This is a genomic window from Halorubrum sp. Hd13, assembly GCF_002252755.1.
Lineage (GTDB): Archaea > Halobacteriota > Halobacteria > Halobacteriales > Haloferacaceae > Halorubrum.
Map to the genome: position 1 here is coordinate 79298 of NZ_NHOY01000042.1, position 14590 is coordinate 93887.

Here is a 14590-nt window from a genome sequence, read left to right on the forward strand (position 1 = left end):
TCGCTCAGTCCCCGTCGACCGGCGTCCCGTCGGCCTCCTTCGGTCCCTCCGAGTCGAAGACGACGACGTCGCCGTCGGCGCGCTCGGCGGCTTCCGGGTCGTAGCCGTCGCGAACGCCGATCGCCTCCGCTAACTCGCGGACCGCGCGCTCCTTGAGCGACGCGGCGAGCGCCTCGGCGTCCTCGCGGGAGATGTCGCGGCCGAGCCCCTCGCACTCGTGGGCGCGGACGACCCCCGCCTCGTCGACCGCCTCGCCCATCGGCTGGCTCGTCCCGTCGAGCGCGACGCTGAACGGGTACGTCCGACAGATGAGCGGTCTGTCGTCGTGGACCGCGCAGGCGCCCGTTCCGTCCGTCTCCTCGTAGAAGGTGCAGTCGCCGCAGTCGTCGGTCGCGAGCGCCCACTCGAACGTCTCGCCAGTCGGTTCGCCCTCGTCGCCCTCGGAGAGGCCGAACGGCATCGGGCGGGCGACGTCGCGCCAGTCGTACGACTCGCCGAACCGCTCCTCGGCCGCGGCCGCGACTTCGCGGACCTCGTCCGGGAAGACCGTGGCCGTGTGGGGCTCACGGTCGGGGGCCTCGGCGTCGCCGCCGTGACACCCGGCGTCGCTCTCGCCGCTCCCGTCGCTCTCACCGACCCCCTCCCCGGCCGGCGCGCCGCCCGGTTCGTCGGGGGCGTAGCCGGTACAGCAGCCGCCGCAGCGCGTGCATTCGAAGCCGATCGCCTCGATGGCGTCGGCGAGGTCGTCGACGGCGAGCTCGCGGGCCCGCGAGAGCTCGGCTTCGAGCGGCTCCATGCGGACCGCTAGCGGCGCGGTCGGGTTAACGTCGTCCCTTCTCGCGGTGCGACGAGCGGCGTCCGGACGCGCGGTTCGCCGCCGCCGTCCGCTGTCCGCCGCCGCTCGCCGTCCGCTGCCCGCCATCCGCTGTCCGCCGCCGCCCGCTGTCCGCCGCCGCCCGCGCCGAAGGAGCGAAGTGCGACCGCCGCCTACCAGACGGCCGTGAAGGAGTACGAACGGAAGGGGCTCCTCGAACGGGTGAACCGCGAGGCCGCGACGGTGGGCGCGGACATCCCCGAGGAGATCGAGGTCCAGGGGGAGCCGATCGAGCTGCGGTCGTTCGTCTTCGAAATCAAGCGGCGCGACTCGGTCCCCTCGGGCGAGCGCGACCGCGTCGAGCGCGCGAAGCGGAACCTCCGCCGGGAGCGGTTGGCGCGGCTCGAACCGATCGAGGAGAACGAGGTGAGCTACGAGCGCGGCGAGGAGCTCGCGGCGTCGATCATCGGGATCGACCGCGCGCTGGAGGCGTTAGAGGGGCTCGACGCCCCCGACCCGGAGACCGAGGAACAGCGCCAGAAGGCCGCAGACCGCAAGCGCTGGATGAGCTTCCTGAAGAAGGCGCTCGGTCGGGACGACGCTGGCGGGGCGAGCGGTCGGACGCGGTTTTAAATCCGGAGGTGCTCCGATACGGACGTGATCCGCCCGTCTCAGTTCCCCGTGAAGTCGATCCGCGAGTCGCCGCTGTCGCCGTCGCGGCGCGAGTGGCCGAGCCTGACGAACTCGTAGGCGTCGTCGGCGAGGTAGACGCCGTCGCCGTCGACGGTCACGTCGACGCCCTCCAGCACGGCGCCCTCGCAGGGGCCGAAGTTGCAGTAGCCGCCGTCGGCCTCGAAGGTGGCGCCGTGCTTCTGACAGAACACCTCGCCGTTCCGCACGAAGGCCCCGTCGTCCTTGTCGATGCGCACGTCGGTCCAGTGCTGACAGTAGTTGCGGAACGCGCGCACCTCGCCGGTCGCCCGCGTGAGGATCGCCTCCGCCTCGGGGGCGCCGTCCTCTGATTCGCCCACGTCGCCCTCGCCGTCGTCGACACTCTCGGGGTCGACGGGCTGCAGCGTCACGAGCAGCGTGCTGTCCTCGGGAACCTCCTCGACGGCGGCGATTCGACGGTCCGCGTTCATAGGTGTTGGAAGGATAGGGCGGGTTTGAACGCTGTGATACCGGCGGGGATCAGACCGGGCCCTCGGATATCGTCGACCGGATACCGGCGGAGAATCACCCCGAAGCCCCAGCCGCTCGCTTATAAATCGGTGACGCCGCGATGACCGCCTCCGAAGCCCCAGCCGCTCGGTCGTATGTGGTTGACAGCAGCTCATCGACGAACACAGCCAAAGCCCCAGCCGCGAGGGCGGCGTACGCTCGCTGCGCTCCTCACTCGGTCGCTCTCGCTCCCTCGTTGCGGTGCTTTCGTCGCCTACGCCGCCCTCGCGGCTGCCCCTTTGAGCCCCCACCCGGCCGCACGGCACCGCAGCCTCACGCCTCCCCAGCCTCGTCGGCTCGGCGTTTACAAACGCCGAGCCGACTCCCTCGCGCGTGCTCCTCGCGCCCGAGGGGCGCTCGGAGGCACGCGCCCGCATCGCTCATTTATAAACCAGCATCGAGATCGGCCGTCGCTCGACTCACAGCCGCTCGTCGTCGTAGTACCGCTCCTCCACGCGGCGGTCGAACAGCCGCGATATCAGGGTGGTGAGGGGGCCCTCGACCCCGTCGCCGTCCCCGTCGACCGCGAGGCCGTCGACAGTCTCGACGGGCCGTATCTCCCACGTCGAGTTGGTGAGGAACACCTCGTCGGCCTCGCGGACCGCGTCGGGGGCGTACGTCCCCTCTTCGACCGGAATCCCCTCGTCCTCGGCGATATCGATCACTGTCCGGCGGGTGACGCCGGGGAGGATCGGCCCGTCGAGCGAGGGGGTCTTGAGGGCGGTGCCGTCGGCGAAGAAGAGGTTCGCGGTCGCCCCCTCGGCGACGTTGCCGTCGGCGTCGAGCATGAGGGCCTCGTCCGCGCCCGTGACCCGGAGTTCGAGCCGGGCCAAGATCCCGTTGAGGTAGTTGTGCGTCTTCGCGTCGGCGGGGAGCGCTCGCGAGGACGGCTTCCGCGTTTTCGTCGTCTGGACCGCGGCCGGACCGTCGTGAACCGGCTCCGAGTCCACCCCGCCTCGGGGGAGCGGCTTCGCGATCACGACGACGGTCGGGTCGACCTCCGGTTTCGGGTCGAGCGTGCCGGGCTGGACGCCGCGGGTGACCGAGAGCTTGACGTACGCGTCGGCGAGGTCGTTGGCCGCGAGCGTCTCGTCGATCCGCTCCTTCAGGTCGCCGTCCGCGAGGCCGTGGTCGAGCCCGAGCGTCTCGCAGGTGTCGGCGAGCCGCGCCGCGTGGTCGTCCCACCGGAACACCTCGCCGCCGTAGGCGCGCATCGTCTCGAAGGCGGCGTCGCCGTAGGCGAACCCGCGGTCCTCGACCGAGACGGTCGCCTCGCTCGCGGGCACGACCTCGCCGTCGACGTGATATCGGAGCGACTCTCCCTCACTCATCGGCGGTCCCCCGCTCGTGCGTCTCGCACGCCTCCACGAAGTTCGCCACCATCGCCTTTCCCCGCGGGGTGAGGATGCTCTCCGGGTGGAACTGCACGCCGACGTGCGGTTTCTCGCGGTGGCGCACGCCCATCACGACCTCGCGCTCGTCCTCGGTGCGGGCCGTCTCGACGACCTCGTCCGGCAGGTCGGCGCGCTCGACGCACAGCGAGTGATATCGCCCGACGCGGAGCCGGTCGGGGAGCCCCGCGAACACCCCGGAGCCGTCGTGGGTGATCGTCGACGGCTTCCCGTGGACGACCTCCGGTGCGTGACCCACCCGGCTTCCGCGGTTGGCGCACAGCGCCTGGTGACCGAGGCAGACCCCGAGCACCGGCCGATCGAGGTCGAAGACGGCGGTCGAAACGCCCGCCTCGGCGGGGGTGCCCGGCCCCGGCGAGACGACGACGCCGTCCGGGTCGAGCGCGCGGATCCCGTCGAGGTCGACCGCGTCGTTCCGCCGGACCGCGACCGCGCCGGCGACCTCGCCGACGTACTGGACGAGGTTGTACGCGAACGAGTCGTAGTTGTCGACGACGAGCACCCGGGCGTCCGAATCCCCGACGCCCGATCGCCAGCCGCCTTCGGCGTCGGCGGCGTCGGTGGCGTCCACGGTGTCGGCGCGTACGGGAGCCCCGCCGTCGGCTCCGGGGGTCGACGCGTCAGTCATCGCCCGCCTCCGGCTCCTCCGCGTCGCTCGCGCTCCCGTCCCCGTCCACCGCCATCTCGCCGGCGGCGAGCGCCTCGTCGATGGCGGTCACGAGCGCCCGCGCCTTGTCGAGCGTCTCCTCGTACTCCGCGTCGGGCTCGGAGTCGTGGACGATCCCGGCCCCGACGCGCAGGTGGTACGCCGCGCCGTGCCGGACCAGGGTCCGGATCACGATGTTCAGCGTCGCGCGGCCGTCGAAGCCGGCGGCGAGCATCGAGCCGGTGTACGGCCCCCGGCGCGTCGCCTCCAGCTCGTCGATGATCTCCATCGTCCGCGGCTTCGGCGCGCCCGTGATCGTCCCGCCGGGGAAACACGCCGCGATCGCGTCCGCGAGCCCCACGTCCGGGCGCGCCTCGCCCTCGACGAGGCTGACGAGGTGCATCACCTCGCTGTACCGGTCCACGCGGCGGTACTCCGCGACGTCGACCGTGCCGAACCGCGACACCTTCCCGAGGTCGTTGCGCTCCAAGTCGACGAGCATCGCGTGCTCCGCGCGCTCCTTCGCGTCGTCGGTGAGCTCCGCCTCCAGGGCCGCGTCCGCCTCCGCAGTCTCCCCGCGCGGCCGCGTCCCGGCGATGGGCTCCGTCACGAGCCGGGCGCCCCGGTCGGCGTCGTCGGTCGGGATACGCTCCAAGAGGAGCTCCGGGCTCGCGCTCACGAGGTCGACGCCGGAGGGGAGCGTTCCCGCCGCGTCGCCGCCGTCTCGTCCGGTCTCCGCCTCCCGCGAGAACTCGATCAGCCCGGAGTACGGGGCCGGATTCACCTGCCGGAGCGCGTCGTACGCCTCCACCGGGTGGACGGCGGCGGGGGCGCGAAGGCGCTGCGAGACGTTCGCCTGGAAGGTGTCGCCGTCGCGGACGTACCCCTTCACGCGGCGGACCGCCTCGGCGTACCCCTCGCGGCCGACGCCGCTCTCGAAGGTCGCCGTCGATGCGTCCGGATCGGGCGCGGGGCCGACCTCGGGATCGCCCGTCTCGATCCGGTCGATCAGGCCGCCAGCCCGCGCCGCCCCTTCGTCGAACAGCGCGTCGAGGGCGTCGCGGTCGGCCGTCGGATCGTCGACTCCCGTCGGGACGCGCGGACAGGCGGTCACGCGGAGGGTAACGGACGACGCCTCGTCCGCGTCCTCGTCGTTTTCAGCGCTCTCGGCGCCCTCGGCGTCCTCAGCGTCGGCCACCGGGCACTCCCACGCCGCGACGCGGTCGAAGACGCCGATCTGGAGCCGCGGGAGCCCGCGGTCGTCGACCGCGCCGGGGCCTGCCGGCGCGGACGCCGGAAACGACTCCAGCTCGCGGGCGACGTCGTAGGAGAGCCAGCCGAACGCGCCGCACGGGTAGGGGACCTCGCAGTCGCCCCGCGCGAGCCGCTCCCCGTCGAGGAGGCCCTGAAGCGCCGCGAGCGTCGGGCTCGGGTGGCGGTAGTCGCCGGTCGGGCTCCGGCGGCCGGCGTCCGGGCCGTCGGATGCGTTGCCGACCGAGGCGACGTCCTCGCCGCCCCCCGTCGCAACGACCGCCTCGTCCGAGACGGTCAGCCGCTCGACCGGGTCGACGCCGAAGTATCCCCAGCCTGACTGGCCGCCGGTGGTCTCGTAGCAGAACCCGCCGGGGCCGTCGCGGGCCCGGCGGTAGGCCGCGAAGGGATCGCCGACGGCGACCCGGAGCTCGACCGGGACCCGGGTCCCCGCGGGCGCCGCCGCGGCGACCTCCCGGAAGCCGTCCCGGTCGGTGTGTACCGATCGCTCCATGTCACTCGGTTCGGCGCGCACGACGAAACAGTTGCGGTCGCCGGTCTCAGAACTCCTTCGCCCGGTCGATCCACGTCGCGGCGCGGCTCTCGCCGACGCTGGCGCCCTCCGCGACCGCGTCGACGTCGGCGGCCGCGAGCTGCTCGACGCTGTTGATACCGATCTCGGCGAGCCGCTCGGCGTAGGCGGGACCGATCCCCTTGAGCTCCTCGACGTCGGTGCCCGTCCCCTCGACCTCGACCGCCTCGTCGTCGGCTTCGACCGTCTCGTCGTCGGCTTCGACCGCCTCGTCGTCGGCTTCGACCGTCTCGTCGGCGGCTTCGACCGCCTCGTCGGCTTCGACCGCCTCGTCGGCGACCCCCGCCGCTTCCGCCGGCTCGGCCGCCTGGGACGGATCCTCGGCGGCGCCCTCCTCGTCGACCAGCGAATCGGTCGATGCGGCCGCCTCGGTCTCCGTGGCGGCCGGCTCGTCGGCGTCCGTTCCCTCGTCCGGGACCGCGTCGTCGGCGTCGCTCGCCGGTTCTGGTTCCGACTCCGATCCCTGTTCGGGGTCGCTCTCGACGGTCACTTCCGTCTCCGTTTCGTCGCGTTCGGCGCGGCCGGTCCCGAACCCGAGTTTCTCCTTGATTTTCTGCAGTAGGGCCATCGACGAAGCATACGAACGTGGGATATTTAAAAACCCTCGCCGTCGGCCGTTCCCCGTCGCTTACCGCCCCTGGCGTCCGGCGACTCCGTCTCGCCTGTTTATAAGTTGCGTCGGTCCCTCCGGCGGATATGGACATCGTCAACCCGGTCATGTGGTCGCTCCACGTCGGCTTCGCGATCCTCTGGACCGGCAGCGTGCTGTTCGTCACCCTCGCCGTGCTGCCGCCGGCGCTCCGCGGCGACGTCGACGGCGACGCCCTCGGGGCGATCGTCGGCCGCCTCCGGTGGATCACTCGGATCGCCGCCCTCGCCTTCCTCGCGTCCGGCGGTCACATGGCCGGGACGCTGTACACGGTCGAGTCGCTCACCGGGACCGGCCGCGGCCACCTCGTGTTGACGATGATCGCGCTCTGGTTCCTGATCACCGGGCTCGTCGAGGTCGCGAGCGGGAAGCTCGCCGACGGGCTCGACGCCGGCAAGCTCCGCGAGCCGGCCCGCGACGCGAAGCCGTTCCTCTACGGCGCCGCCGGGCTCTCCGTGGCGCTCGTCGGTACCGCCGGGCTGCTGGCGACGCCCGGACTGATCTGACGGGGCCCGCCTCGGCCCCGCTCCGCGCTCACTCCAACTCCGCCCGCAGCGCCGCGTTCATCGCGTCGACGGGCGCCTCCCGTCCGGTCCATATCTCGAACGCCTCGACCCCTTGGAACAGCAGCATCCACGCCCCGTCGACCGTCGTCGCGCCCGCGTCGGCCGCCTCCCGCAGGAGCCGCGTCTCGATCGGCGCGTACACCGCGTCGAGCACCGCCAGGTCGCCGTGGAGGTGCGCCGCGGGGACCGGCGTCTCGTCGGGGGCCTCCATCCCGACGCTGGTCGCGTTGACCAGCACGTCCGCTTCGGCGACGCGCTCGCCGAGGTCGTCGAGGCCGCCGCCGGTCGCCCCGGGGACCGCCTCGGCGAGGGAGACGGCGCGCTCCGCGGTTCGGTTCGTCACGGTCACGCTCGCGCCCGCGTCGGCCAGCGCGAACGCCGCCGCCCGGCCGGCGCCGCCGGCCCCGACGACGACCGCCTCTCGACCGTCGAGCGCGACGTCGTGGCGCGCGAACGCCCGTTTCACGCCGGCCGCGTCGGTGTTGTAGCCGCGGGGGCGGTCGGCGTCGCCGTCGCGCAGCGGCCCGAAGTCGACCGTGTTGACCGCGCCGATGCGCTCGGCGAGGGGGGCGGCGTCGACCGCGTCGAGGACGTCGCGCTTGAACGGCACCGTGACGTTGAGGCCGGCCACGCCGAGGTCGGCCGCGCCGGAGACCGCCGCGGCCGCGGCGTCGGCGTCGGGCTCGAAGGTGACGTAGCGCGCGTCGATCCCGAGCGCCTCGTAGCCGGCCTCGTGGAGCGGCGGCGACAGCGAGTGCTCGACCGGGTTCCCGATCAGTCCGTACACGTTCATGGGCGCTCACGCGGCCGCGACCGAGAAAAGTGGCGCGGTCGCAGTGGGTCGACCGCGGGAATAGGCGCGGTCGGGGTGCGGAGCCCTCGCCTCCCCGGCCCTCACTTCCCGTCCGTCTCCCGGTCCGCGTCGATGACGTCCTCCAGCGTCTCGGTCCCGACGTCGCTCGCGAGCTTGACGCCGATCAGCGAGACGACGATTCCCGCGACGATGAACGCCGCGAGCCGCTGGACGGGCGTCACGCCCACGCCGATCGGCTCGAACGGGTCGATCACCGACTCCTGCGCGAGGAAGTAGCCCGCGAACCCGCGGACGACGAGCGAGACGGCGACGATGACGAACGGGAGGTTGAGGTAGGGGGTCCGGATCCCCTCGTCGCGGATCAGCTCGTCGAGGAGCCGCCCCACGGCCGCGGTCACGCCCCCGACCGCGAACCACGGGACGGCGGCGTAGGTGAACTCCATCGCCTCCACGAGCCGCGGGGCGCCCCCGAGCTCCGAGGCCGACAGCACGCCGAAGAACCCGCCCACCAGGGCGAGCCCGGCGGCGACGACGTACGTGACGATCGACACCTGACCGGCGTACAGCGCCTCCCGAACGCGCTCCGGCATCCCGGCGACGAACCGGTCGATCGCGAGCCCCTTGTAGAGGAGCGCCGCGCCGAGCAGCCCCGCGACGCCCGCGACCGCCTCGGCGGGGGAGAACCAGTAGAACAGCGCCGGCAACAGCAGGAGGGCGACCCCGAACGGCACGAGGATCGTCGACCGGAGCTGCTCGTCGGCGAGGAACTGCTTCAGCAGGTAGTACGTCGACTCGATGTCGCGGGCCTGGCGGACGACGACGCGGTCGACGGAGTCGACGGGGATCCGCGACTCCACGATCGGGAGCACCCGCTCGTCCTCCGCCGAGTCGACGACGACGACCGCGGCCCGGGGGTCGTACCGGTCCACGAGGTCGTCGAGCTGGGCGGCGATCGAGCGGTCGGCGCCGACGGCGGTGTCGCTCTCCGCCGACACGACCGCGACGACCGACTCCTCGCGCTCGTCCCGGAGGTCGCGGGCGACCCGAAGCGACTCGAGCAGACAGTTGACGCTGGCGTCCTCCGGGTCGCTGAGCCCGGCGTCGGTGACGAGCGACCGGACCGCCTCCCAGCCGGCGACCGGCATCGGGACGTTCGTGGCCCGGCCGATCGCCCCGGATCGGTCGATGCAGATGACCAGCGTCGTCACGCCTCGACTCTCGATCCGCCCGGATAAAAAGTTCTCCGTCGGCGAGGGGTTCGCCGGGGCCGGGGCCGATTCCGGGCGGAGGCGGGGCCGTCGCGCGGCCTCCAGCAGCGGAGGCGCGGCCTACCGCAGTTCGACGTCGACCTCGCCCCCCTCGCTCGTGAAGGCGCTCGCGACGCCGCTGCCGGCGGCGAACGCCACGCGCTCCGCGCCGATGCCGAGCCGCTCCGCGAGCCCGCGGTCAGGCGTGAACTCGCGGATCTCCGGCTCCGCGTCGATCAGCTCCGCGAGCCGGTCCTCGACGTCGTCCTCGGTGCCGAGCTCGTCGACGAGCCCTATCTCCAGGGCGTCGGTTCCGAGGTACACCCGCGCCTCGGTCTCCCGGATCGCCCCGGGGTCCATGTCGCGCCCCTCGCTGACGGTCTCGACGAACTGGTCGTAGTAGCCGTCGATGATCCCTTGGAGGTACTCCCGCTCGTCCTCCTCGATCTCGCGCAGCGGGACGCCGGCGTCCTTGTACTCGCCGGCGGTGAACTGCTCGTAGGATATCCCGAGCTTGTCGGCGAGTCCGGCCGCGTTCGGCCGGGAGCCGACGACGCCGATGGAGCCGACGAGGCTCGCGTCGCGCGCCCACAGCTCGTCGCAGCCGCTCGCGATCCAGTAGCCGCCGGAGGCGCAGGTGTCGGTCGCGTACGCGACCGTGGGGCCGTCGAAGCCGGCGGCCGCGCGCCGGATATCGTCGCTCGGGAGCACCTCGCCGCCGGGCGTGTTGAGCTCGACGACGAGCGCCTCGACGTCCTCGTCCTCGTCGGCCGCCTCGATCTGCTCGACGACGTCGTCGGCCGTCGTCCCGCCCGGTCCCGACAGCGGCGAGGGGCGGCCGCTCTTCCGGACGATCGGTCCGGAGACCGTCACCTTCGCCGCGTTGTACTCCTCGGCGTCACCGAACCGACCGCGGGTGAGCCGGGCGACGATCCGCCTGCCGGCCACCGTCGCCGTCGCACCGATCACGGCGGCCGCGAGGAGGTTCCGTCCGTCCGAACGCGCGTCGCTCTCCATACCGTCGGTTGGGGGCGCGCCCGTTTATATGGTGGCGCTACGGGTCGCCGCGGGGACCGGCGCGAGCGACGACCGCCTCCGCCGCGCTCGGAGCCGTCGCTGGGAGAATCGGAAAAGCCGCAAAACCGGGGGAAATCGTCGTCCGAGTTACAGCAGGCCGGTCTTCTGGAGCTTCATCAGGTCCTCGGTGTCGAGCGTCTCGCCCTCCTTGAACTTCTGGTAGATCTCCTCGGCCTCTTCCTTCTCCTCCTCGCGCTTCTCCGCGCGCTCGTCCTTGCGCTCGCGCTCCTCCTCCTTGTCGAGCTCGCGCAGGCGCTTCTGGACGCGCACGAAGTCCTCGTGGTGTCGGTCGGCGGCCTCCTGGGCCTCCACGAACAGCTCGTGCATCTCGTCGGCCTCGTCGCGGATGTCGTCGGCCTCGCGGTAGGCCTCGATCATCTGGTTGTGGTGTTCCTGGGCCTTGTCCGCGAGCTCCGTCACCTTCTGGTGGTGCTGGGACGCCTCGGACCGGACCTCCTCGGCCTCCTCGACCAGCTCGTCGAGCTCGCTGGTGTCGTCGACCTTGTCCTTCTTCTCGGCGAGCTTCTCGCGCTTCTCGTCGATCTTCTCGATGAGCTCGCGCTCGTCCTCCGCGTCGAGAACCTCGGTCTGCTGTCGGAACTCGAGGTCCTCGATCTCCTCTTTGAGCTCCTCGATGGACTTGCCGGAGCCGAGCTCCATGTCCTGTTTGAGCTCCTCGACCTCGTCGAACAGCTCGTTGGCCTCGGCGTTGAGCTCGTTGCGCTTGTCCTTGTGCTCCTGGACCTGCTCGTTGAGCTCGTCGCGCTTCTCGCGGTGTTCCTGGGCCTCGTCGACCTTCTCGCGCGTCTTCGCGTTGAGGTCGTCGCGCTTGGAGGCGCGCTCGGAGGCCATCTGGTTCAGCTCGTTGCGTCGGTCTCGCAGCTGACCGGCGCGCTTGATGAGCTGTCCCTTCGACCCGTTGTCGAGGTCGTCCTCGGAAAGGTCTACGTTGTCCGCTTCGTCCATCGGTTCGATGTCGTACTGATCGATGACTTCGTCTTTCGTTACCATTTTTTATCTCTCCATCACCGCTCCGGGGATGGCTGGTGCTCGCCGTCGTGCGTCGGGCCGTTCACAAGAGCTCCCGTTCATTTCAGCGTGCGATCCTACCAGCGCCGGAGGCGTTCTGGTACCAAATCCTACCGCCGGCCGACATATAAAGACTTCGGTGAATCGGGTGTAACCCGGTAGCACGGGCCGTATACCCGCCGATCCGTGCTGACCGATCACACACCCATCAGTATTTATGAAACGTCTACCGGGCCCCCGCCGGACGGGCGCCGCGGTCTCACGCGGGACTCACGACGCGTCGTCGCGGACCTCGTACGAGAGCACGACCCCGTCGTCGAACCGCTCCGCGTCAGTTAGGTCAAGCCGCGGGAACGCCTCGGTGAACCCCTCGCCGTCGGCGAGCGTCGGGGCGCCGCGACCGCCGATCACCATCGACCCGACGTAGACGTGGAGCTCGTCGACGAGGTCGGCCGCGAAACAGGAGTATATCACCTCGCCGCCCCCCTCGACCATCAGGCGGTCGACGCCGCGGTCGGCCAGCGCCGCGAACCCCGCGGCGAGGTCGACGTGACCGTCGTCGGTCTCGGGTTCGACCGCGACGACCTCGGCGCCGGCCGCCTCCAGCGCCGCGCGGCGCTCCTCCGTCGTCGCCGCCGAGACGAGCAGGTACGTCGTCGCCGCGTCGTCGAGGATCCGGGCGTCGGTCGGCGTCCGCCCTCGCGAGTCGACGACGACGCGGGCCGGATGGCCGGGGCGGCCGTTCCGCAGGCGCTGGACGCGGCGGTCCTCCTCGTCGAGGGTGAGGTGCGGGTCGTCGGCGAGCACCGTCCCGACGCCCACGAGCACCGCGTCCGCGGCGGCTCTGACGCGGTCGACCCGGTCGAAGTCCTCCGGGCCCGAGATGCGGAGCTGCTCCCGGCGCCGCGTCGCGAGCTTCCCGTCGACGCTCTGGGCGGCGTTGACGACGACGTGCATACGCGTGCGTGTCGCGGGCGGGGAATGGTCGTTTCGGTCGCCGACGGCGTCGCCGGCGGTTCCGTCACTCCGCGTCGCCGCCGCCGACCCCGTTCCGCACCTTCACCGCGACGCCGCTCGCGAACGCCTCGGCCTCCGCGCCGGAGAGCTCCGCGCGGCCGACCGCGAACAGCGCGTCCGCCTCGTCGACGACGAGCACCTCGTCGCCGGGGCGAATCCCGTCGTCGGCCGCGACCACGAACTTCGCGAAGGCGTTGCGCCCCTCGCGGACGAACGGCTCGCTCTCCTCGCCGACGACCATCCGGTGTCGCGGCTGGTCGAACGCCTCCCGCAGCCGCCGGCCGCCGGCGACCCCGAGCGTGAAGCGCCCGTCGGTGCCGTACGAGACGAGGCGGTCGCCCTCGGAGCTCCCGGGGGTGTCGTCGACGTCGCCGACGATGACCTGCCGCGGGCGGCCGCCGCTCGACCGGCGGACCGTCAACGGGTCGTCCGGGGGGAAGAGGGCGCGGCCCGCGCCGGCGCCGAACTGGTAGTCGGCGCCGGTCCGTAAGTCCGCCAGCGCGTCGGCGTCGGTCATACCCGCACTGTTCCGGCCACGCGCAAAGCCGTTACGACACGGCGCGGCCGGATCCGCGACGCGGAACGACCCGGATCCGCGACACGGGGCGGCCGGCCTACAGCTCGATCCGGTCGACGATCGACTCCGACCCGTCCCTGTTGCTGTGGGTGTTGATCGCGATCGTCTGTATCTGGTCTTCCACCAGCGACCCCTCCATCTTCGCCTTCAGCAGCGAGTCCACCTGGTAGACGCCCGCGGCGTTGTTCATCCGGATCACGACCTGCGCGGGGGTCTCCTCGCCCTCCCGCAGCGAGACGCGCTGGATCGCCTGCGAGGAAACGGTGTTGATTCCGCGCCCGCCCTCCTCGTAGGGGACCCGCGAGCGCCCGCGCTCCATGTCGAGCCCGTCGGCGATCCGAACGACCCCGGCCTCCAGCGTCAGCGGCTGCTCCTCCGTGTGGTGACAGAGGATGGCGTGGAGCACTTCCGCCTTCACGCGCACCTGCTCCGGGACGTCGTAGAAGGAGGGGAGGAGGCGGTCGAGGAGGTCGGCCGCGAGCGGGATCGAGTAGTACGGATGATCGTGGCGGTGAACGACGTGGCCGATGTCGTGGAGCGTCGCCGCGAGCGCGATGACCACCGGCTCGTCGGCCTCGTCGAGCCCCTGTTGGCGAGCGCCGTTGAACTCGACGCCGCCGTCCTTCAACAGGTCGTACAGCCGGAGCGCGCGGTCCCGCACGATCTCGACGTGCTTGGCGCCGTGGTCGTTGTACCCCTTCCGGTCGACGGGGTTGACGTTCTGCGCCTCCAGGTACGCGGTGATCTCCGCGTCGGCGGCGATCCGGTCGAGCATCTCGTTGAGGCGGTCGTCGGGGAAGGCGTGGTCGGCCTCGGGGTCGTACTCGTGGCGGTCGGCGTCGGTGTCGGGACGGATATCCGGGTCGGTCGCGGCGCCGTCGCTCGGGGGGACGGGGTCGTCCGGGTCGGTCGACGACTCGGCGGGATCGGTCATGAGATCGGTGAAGACGCGTCGGCGACCTAAAAGGTGTGCGTGCCCGGTCCGGGCGCGGCGTCCCGGGAGCGCGCCTCGCCGGGCGGCAGTTTCGACCACAGACACAACTTATAAGCGGTACAGGCGTCCAGTACGGGTGTGATCCGACCCGCGTCCGGACGCGGCTCGCCGAGGCCGTCAGCGACGCGGCTCTTCTCGAAAAAACGCGCGTGAGCCGTCCGCCGGCGGGAGTGGCGACCCCGTCCCGGACGACCCCCGACCCGCGCGCACCGTTCGTTTCCCGACCGACCGCAGACGACCACGAACACTGGCCGACCGCAGACGGCAGCAGCGTTCGACCGACCGCAGACACCCACAGCGCACCCATGACAGACGCGACCACCACGACGCCCTACGGAGCCCGAACCGAGACGGACCGAGACCAGACGACCGAGCCCTTCGAGGGGGTGTACCCCGCGATGACGACCCCGTTCACCGACGATAACGAGGTCGACCACGCGCAGCTCGCCGACAACGCCCGGCACCTCGAACGCGCGGGCGTCGACGGGGTCGTCCCGGTCGGCTCCACCGGCGAGTCGGCGACGATGACTCACGACGAGCACGTCGACGTGATCGAGACGGTCCGGGACGCGCTCGACGACATCCCGGTCATCGCCGGCACCGGCTCCAACAACACCGCCGAGGCGCTCTCGCTGTCCCGGCGGGCCGCCGACGCGGGCGCCGACGGCCTCCTCCTCATCTCCC

Annotated in this window: 16 protein-coding genes; 3 read left to right on the plus strand and 13 right to left on the minus strand. The window is 71.9% G+C overall.

What is annotated here, in order from left to right; all coding sequences use genetic code 11:
• Positions 1–4: 4 nt before the first annotated feature.
• Positions 5–796 carry a YkgJ family cysteine cluster protein gene (locus DJ81_RS05925; protein WP_094588942.1) on the minus strand — a complete coding sequence of 264 codons (792 nt, stop codon included), beginning with the start codon at positions 794–796 and terminating at the stop codon, positions 5–7.
• 204 nt (positions 797–1000) lie between these two features.
• Here DJ81_RS05925 and DJ81_RS05930 point away from each other — a divergent pair, with 204 nt between their 5' ends.
• Positions 1001–1447, plus strand: coding sequence for a DUF5788 family protein (locus DJ81_RS05930; RefSeq protein ID WP_094526589.1), 447 nt, complete (start codon positions 1001–1003; stop codon positions 1445–1447).
• Positions 1448–1485: 38 nt separating this feature from the next.
• Here DJ81_RS05930 and DJ81_RS05935 read toward each other — a convergent pair whose 3' ends face one another.
• The 5 genes from DJ81_RS05935 to DJ81_RS05955 all read right to left on the minus strand — a co-directional run bounded on the left by DJ81_RS05935 (position 1486) and on the right by DJ81_RS05955 (position 6504).
• Complete coding sequence (locus tag DJ81_RS05935) at positions 1486–1956, minus strand: Rieske 2Fe-2S domain-containing protein (RefSeq protein WP_094526590.1); 471 nt, start codon at positions 1954–1956, stop codon at positions 1486–1488.
• Between the two features lie 498 nt (positions 1957–2454).
• Entirely contained in the window at positions 2455–3366 is a 912-nt protein-coding gene (locus DJ81_RS05940; RefSeq protein WP_094588944.1) for an aminotransferase class IV, read from the minus strand.
• Positions 3359–4075: an aminodeoxychorismate/anthranilate synthase component II gene (locus DJ81_RS05945; RefSeq protein ID WP_249269089.1), complete on the minus strand. Its 717-nt coding sequence runs from the start codon at positions 4073–4075 to the stop codon at positions 3359–3361. Before DJ81_RS05945 ends, DJ81_RS05940 begins: the two co-directional genes overlap by 8 nt.
• Positions 4068–5858, minus strand: coding sequence for an anthranilate synthase component I family protein (locus DJ81_RS05950; RefSeq protein WP_094588946.1), 1791 nt, complete (start codon positions 5856–5858; stop codon positions 4068–4070). The genes DJ81_RS05945 and DJ81_RS05950 overlap by 8 nt, the downstream gene beginning before the upstream one ends.
• Positions 5859–5904: 46 nt before the next feature.
• Positions 5905–6504 (minus strand): helix-hairpin-helix domain-containing protein, encoded by a 600-nt coding sequence (locus tag DJ81_RS05955; RefSeq protein ID WP_094588948.1) that lies wholly within the window; start codon positions 6502–6504, stop codon positions 5905–5907.
• 128 nt (positions 6505–6632) lie between these two features.
• Here DJ81_RS05955 and DJ81_RS05960 point away from each other — a divergent pair, with 128 nt between their 5' ends.
• Positions 6633–7091 carry a transporter gene (locus DJ81_RS05960; RefSeq protein WP_094524912.1) on the plus strand — a complete coding sequence of 153 codons (459 nt, stop codon included), beginning with the start codon at positions 6633–6635 and terminating at the stop codon, positions 7089–7091.
• Between the two features lie 28 nt (positions 7092–7119).
• Here DJ81_RS05960 and DJ81_RS05965 read toward each other — a convergent pair whose 3' ends face one another.
• The 7 genes from DJ81_RS05965 to DJ81_RS05995 all read right to left on the minus strand — a co-directional run bounded on the left by DJ81_RS05965 (position 7120) and on the right by DJ81_RS05995 (position 13846).
• Positions 7120–7944 carry a shikimate dehydrogenase gene (locus DJ81_RS05965; protein WP_094588950.1) on the minus strand — a complete coding sequence of 275 codons (825 nt, stop codon included), beginning with the start codon at positions 7942–7944 and terminating at the stop codon, positions 7120–7122.
• Positions 7945–8045: 101 nt separating this feature from the next.
• On the minus strand, positions 8046–9173 hold the full coding sequence (locus tag DJ81_RS05970) for a DUF373 family protein (protein WP_094524910.1): 1128 nt from the start codon (positions 9171–9173) through the stop codon (positions 8046–8048).
• Positions 9174–9293: 120 nt separating this feature from the next.
• The gene (sppA, locus tag DJ81_RS05975; protein ID WP_094588952.1) at positions 9294–10229 is read right to left on the minus strand and encodes a signal peptide peptidase SppA; all 936 of its coding nucleotides are present in this window, start codon (positions 10227–10229) and stop codon (positions 9294–9296) included.
• Positions 10230–10376: 147 nt separating this feature from the next.
• Positions 10377–11300 carry a coiled-coil protein gene (locus tag DJ81_RS05980; protein ID WP_094524908.1) on the minus strand — a complete coding sequence of 308 codons (924 nt, stop codon included), beginning with the start codon at positions 11298–11300 and terminating at the stop codon, positions 10377–10379.
• Between the two features lie 288 nt (positions 11301–11588).
• Positions 11589–12275, minus strand: a complete 687-nt coding sequence (locus DJ81_RS05985; protein WP_094524907.1) for a 2,5-diamino-6-(ribosylamino)-4(3H)-pyrimidinone 5'-phosphate reductase — start codon at positions 12273–12275, stop codon at positions 11589–11591.
• A 64-nt stretch (positions 12276–12339) separates the two neighbouring features.
• On the minus strand, positions 12340–12852 hold the full coding sequence (locus DJ81_RS05990; RefSeq protein ID WP_094524906.1) for a PUA domain-containing protein: 513 nt from the start codon (positions 12850–12852) through the stop codon (positions 12340–12342).
• 97 nt (positions 12853–12949) lie between these two features.
• Positions 12950–13846: an HD domain-containing protein gene (locus DJ81_RS05995; RefSeq protein ID WP_094524905.1), complete on the minus strand. Its 897-nt coding sequence runs from the start codon at positions 13844–13846 to the stop codon at positions 12950–12952.
• A gap of 365 nt (positions 13847–14211) precedes the next feature.
• Between DJ81_RS05995 and DJ81_RS06000 the strand changes: the two genes are divergently transcribed.
• Positions 14212–14590 (plus strand): dihydrodipicolinate synthase family protein (locus DJ81_RS06000; protein ID WP_170938256.1); only part of this gene is annotated, 379 nt, incomplete at its 3' end.

What these genes read in the sequence shown, in the direction of transcription:
- DJ81_RS05945 (WP_249269089.1), bottom strand. Translation starts at nt 4,075, where the DNA reads ATGACTGACGCGTCGACCCCCGGAGCCGACGGCGGGGCTCCCGTACGC.
- DJ81_RS05995 (WP_094524905.1), bottom strand. Translation starts at nt 13,846, where the DNA reads ATGACCGATCCCGCCGAGTCGTCGACCGACCCGGACGACCCCGTCCCC.
- DJ81_RS05965 (WP_094588950.1), bottom strand. Translation starts at nt 7,944, where the DNA reads ATGAACGTGTACGGACTGATCGGGAACCCGGTCGAGCACTCGCTGTCG.
- DJ81_RS05980 (WP_094524908.1), bottom strand. Translation starts at nt 11,300, where the DNA reads ATGGTAACGAAAGACGAAGTCATCGATCAGTACGACATCGAACCGATG.
- sppA (WP_094588952.1), bottom strand. Translation starts at nt 10,229, where the DNA reads ATGGAGAGCGACGCGCGTTCGGACGGACGGAACCTCCTCGCGGCCGCC.
- DJ81_RS05925 (WP_094588942.1), bottom strand. Translation starts at nt 796, where the DNA reads ATGGAGCCGCTCGAAGCCGAGCTCTCGCGGGCCCGCGAGCTCGCCGTC.
- DJ81_RS05935 (WP_094526590.1), bottom strand. Translation starts at nt 1,956, where the DNA reads ATGAACGCGGACCGTCGAATCGCCGCCGTCGAGGAGGTTCCCGAGGAC.
- DJ81_RS05940 (WP_094588944.1), bottom strand. Translation starts at nt 3,366, where the DNA reads ATGAGTGAGGGAGAGTCGCTCCGATATCACGTCGACGGCGAGGTCGTG.
- DJ81_RS05985 (WP_094524907.1), bottom strand. Translation starts at nt 12,275, where the DNA reads ATGCACGTCGTCGTCAACGCCGCCCAGAGCGTCGACGGGAAGCTCGCG.
- DJ81_RS05990 (WP_094524906.1), bottom strand. Translation starts at nt 12,852, where the DNA reads ATGACCGACGCCGACGCGCTGGCGGACTTACGGACCGGCGCCGACTAC.
- DJ81_RS05955 (WP_094588948.1), bottom strand. Translation starts at nt 6,504, where the DNA reads ATGGCCCTACTGCAGAAAATCAAGGAGAAACTCGGGTTCGGGACCGGC.
- DJ81_RS05960 (WP_094524912.1), top strand. Translation starts at nt 6,633, where the DNA reads ATGGACATCGTCAACCCGGTCATGTGGTCGCTCCACGTCGGCTTCGCG.
- DJ81_RS05950 (WP_094588946.1), bottom strand. Translation starts at nt 5,858, where the DNA reads ATGGAGCGATCGGTACACACCGACCGGGACGGCTTCCGGGAGGTCGCC.